The 3,279-nt window shown below is 73.7% G+C and carries 3 protein-coding genes; all 3 read left to right on the top strand.

The annotated features are described in order from the left end of the window. Positions 1-106: 106 nt before the first annotated feature. On the top strand, positions 107-1,732 hold the full coding sequence (locus tag ACZ51D_RS43555) for a ParB N-terminal domain-containing protein (protein ID WP_465665855.1): 1,626 nt from the start codon (positions 107-109) through the stop codon (positions 1,730-1,732). Between the two features lie 104 nt (positions 1,733-1,836). Beyond that, positions 1,837-2,196 (top strand): hypothetical protein, encoded by a 360-nt coding sequence (locus tag ACZ51D_RS43550; RefSeq protein WP_465665853.1) that lies wholly within the window; start codon positions 1,837-1,839, stop codon positions 2,194-2,196. A 171-nt stretch (positions 2,197-2,367) separates the two neighbouring features. Further along, entirely contained in the window at positions 2,368-2,715 is a 348-nt protein-coding gene (locus ACZ51D_RS43545; protein WP_465665851.1) for a DUF6409 family protein, read from the top strand. Positions 2,716-3,279: the final 564 nt, after the last annotated feature.

Raw genomic sequence — 3,279 nt, 5'->3', positions numbered from 1 at the left:
CGGACCCCCAAACCATGGTTTAATTGTCTCATCAAGGCGGGGAGGGCAACCCCCGCCGAGACCCCCGGCCAACCGGCCGGAACCACCAACACGAAAGGCCAAGACCTTGACCACCACCGTGAAGACCGCGCCCGAGGCCGCCGCCGAGTCCGAGGAGACCCCGGCCGACCAGTGGCCCCAGGCGTCGATCGCCGACCTGCTCGCCCAGCCGGGCAACGCCCGTCCCGTGGAGATCGACCCGGAGCTGACCGCCTCGATCGCCGAGCGCGGCATCGAGGACCCGCTGCACATCACCACCCGTTCCGACGGCACCCCGCTGGTGATCGACGGATTCCGGCGCCTCGCCGCCGCCCAGGCCGCCGGGCTGGAGACGGTTCCTTACTCCCCGCTCCCGCAGATCCGGGTCAGCGCCCTGACTCCGCACAAGGGCAACCTGCGCCGGGGGTTGAAGATCACCAAGGAGCTCATCGCCAGCATCAAGGCGGACGGCGTGCAGATCCCGCTGATCATCACCCCCGGGCTGGTCGTGATCGACGGTCACCGCCGCCTCGCCGCAGCCATCAAGGCCGGGCGGACGCACGTCCCCTTCGAGCAGCGCGAGCGCACCGACGCCCAGCAGAAGCTGGACATGCTGACCACCGCCGTCCACCGCGCGCCGCTGACCGAGGCCGAGCAGGTCGCCGGACTGTTCGACGCCAGCGAGCTGGGCGCGAGCACGGCCGAGATCGCCGCCGCCTCGGGCAAGACCCAGAAGACGGTCAAGGCCGCCGTGAAGGCGGGCCAGGCCACCCCGGTCCGCAAGCTGCGCGAGGCCGTGCCCGCCGTCGCGCTGACCCTGGACCAGGCCGAGGACCTGGCAGGGATGGACGACGAGGAGGCCGCCCTGGCGAAGCTCGCCAAGGCCGCCAAGGAGGGCGAGAACCTCACCTACGTGATCCGAGGGATCAAGCTCCGCCAGGAGGCCGACCGCAAGGCCGCCGCGCACCTGGCCGAGCTGCAGGCCGCCGGAGCCCGCATCAGGGAGGAGGACGAGCTGTCCGACAAGGCTTCCTCCCTGTACAACCTGCGGGACGAGAACGGCAAGCCGTTCAGCGCCGAGTGGCACGCGGCCAACTGCCGTGGCGCGGTGTGGGTTCGGTACGGCACGAACAGCAGCTACTCGCAGCAGTGCGTGAACGTCGCCCTGTACGGGCACCGGGTCATCCACCCCAACGAGGGGGCCGTCCGCAAGACCGCCGCCGAGAAGGCGGCGATCAAGGAGGGCAATGTGGACTGGGAGGCCGCCACCGACGCCCGCCGGGAGTGGGTCAAGGCCCTGCTGGCCAAGGGCCGCAAGTACACCACCGCCGAGACCGCCGCACTGCAGAAGGCCACCACGCTGGCCTTGCTGAGCAGCTTCGGCAGCGTCAGCAGCCGGTTCGCCGACCACCGCACCCTGCCCACCTTCGGCGAGCTGCTCGGCATCTCCGGCCTGGTCACGGACGAGACGTTCGTGAAGCTCATGGACCGGGCGAGCGCCGCCCGGGTGGTCGCTCTCGGCTTCGGCAAGCTCGCCGCGTGCGGGGAGATGGACGCCACCCGCGAGGCCTGGAAGGAGGACGGCGGAAGTCGCCGCACCAAGACGCGTGAGTACCTGCGGATTCTGGTCCTCCTCGGCTACAAGCCGGTGGCGATCGAGCAGGCCGTGCTGGACGACAAGCCGTACGCCCCGAAGGTCTTCCCGCAGCTCTGACCCGTTGACCCGAGCCGCCGGGCGGGGGAGGGCAACCCCCCGCCCGGCCCCCGGGGCCATCCGGCCCCGGCCAACCCGCCAACACCTTGAGGAAGCCGAGCGCCATGACCACCGTCCCCGCCTCCGATTTCGACTGCTGCCACGTCGCCGCCCCGGCCACCGCGACCCCGGCCCAGCTCGCGGATCTCGTCCAGGCCCACGCCATCGCCCGCCACCTGTCCCGCAACGTGGACGGCCGGAGGATCGCCGCCGCGTGGGACGCCGCCGCCGACGCCGCCGTGGTCCGGGTCGACAGCGCGCGGGGGCTGTGGGTCCTGGTGATCCCGCCGGTTGGCCGAGCCTTCCCGGTGCTGCTGGGCGGACGGCGGATCGGCGCGTTGGACGTGCGCCGCGTGCCCGCCACGACGGACAGCAGCGCCGCCGACCAGCTGACCGCCTACCTGCGCAATCGCGCCGCGCTCTGACCGGGCGCCGGTCCCGGGCTGATGGCCCGGGACCGGCCGGGCCCCGGCGCGGGTGGCCGGGTGTCGGCGGCATCGAGCCGCCGCCCCCCGGGCTGCCGCGCGACGGCCGCGCGCCGCCCCGGCCCGGCCCCCGCGAACCCCAGACGTCAACCAGCCCCTGAGGAGACAGCCTTGACCACCACCACCGTCACCGAGGCACTGCCCGCCGGAACCATCGTCCGCTGCCCCCACTACCGGAACGGTCAGAACCTCGGCACCGCCAAGGCGGTCGTCCTCGGTCCGTTCGGAGACCGCGTCCACCTCGTCTGGTTCTACCCCAAGGGCCCCGCCCGTCAGGGCGACCGCTCCACCGTCTCCGTCGTCTTCGGCAAGGAGATCACCGAGGTCGTCGGCGCCCTCGCCGACCTCTCGGAGCGCACCCTTCGGCACATCGTCCGTGGCGCTCACGAGTTCAGCGACGCCCGCGACGTCTGGCGGACCGCCAGCACCCTGCGCGTTCGCAAGCGCGCCGCGCGCTGACCGGACACCGGTCCCGGGCGCCCTGCCCGGGACCGGCTCGGCCCCCGGGGCTGCCGCGCGGCGGCCGGCCGCCGCGCCAGCGGTTGTGGAATCGGCGCCCTTCGGGCGGCGGCCCCGTGTCCGGCGCGTTCACCGCCGGGGCCGTGGCCGGCCCCGGCGGGCGCCGGACAACCCGCTGGCGTGCTGGCGAGTGAGCGCGCTGGCGTTCCTGCGCGTCGTACCGATGTGGCGTCAGCGTTTCGCTGACGCCTGCCATCGGGGGCGGGCGCGGCCGATCCGAGGGCAGGCTGCTGCTCGGGGTGCGCCGGCGGCGGGCGGTGAAGGTCAGGTGAACGCCGACCGGCCCGACCGGAGTGGCCGGCGGTGCGCGGGCCAGTGCGGCGGGGAGCCGCTTTCCTCGTGGTCGCCGCCGCGGCGGTGGTGCTGTCGGTGGGCGGTTGGGGCGGCGGCGACCTCGAGGACGCTCCGCTGGTTGTCCGTCGTCCGGGTCTGCCCTTCCGTCATCGGCCTTGCGGCCGATCCGGCAGTGGGCGCGCCTGGTCGTGTGACCGCGCTGTGCGGTTC

It is taken from the genome of Kitasatospora sp. NPDC033851 (assembly GCF_055576085.1).
The sequence above is the reverse complement of the archived record's forward strand: the minus strand, read 5'-3'. Positions and strand labels throughout refer to the sequence as shown.

Bases quoted from the DNA above. Each gene is read 5' to 3' on its own strand.
- ACZ51D_RS43550 (WP_465665853.1), top strand. From the start codon at position 1,837: ATGACCACCGTCCCCGCCTCCGATTTCGACTGCTGCCACGTCGCCGCC.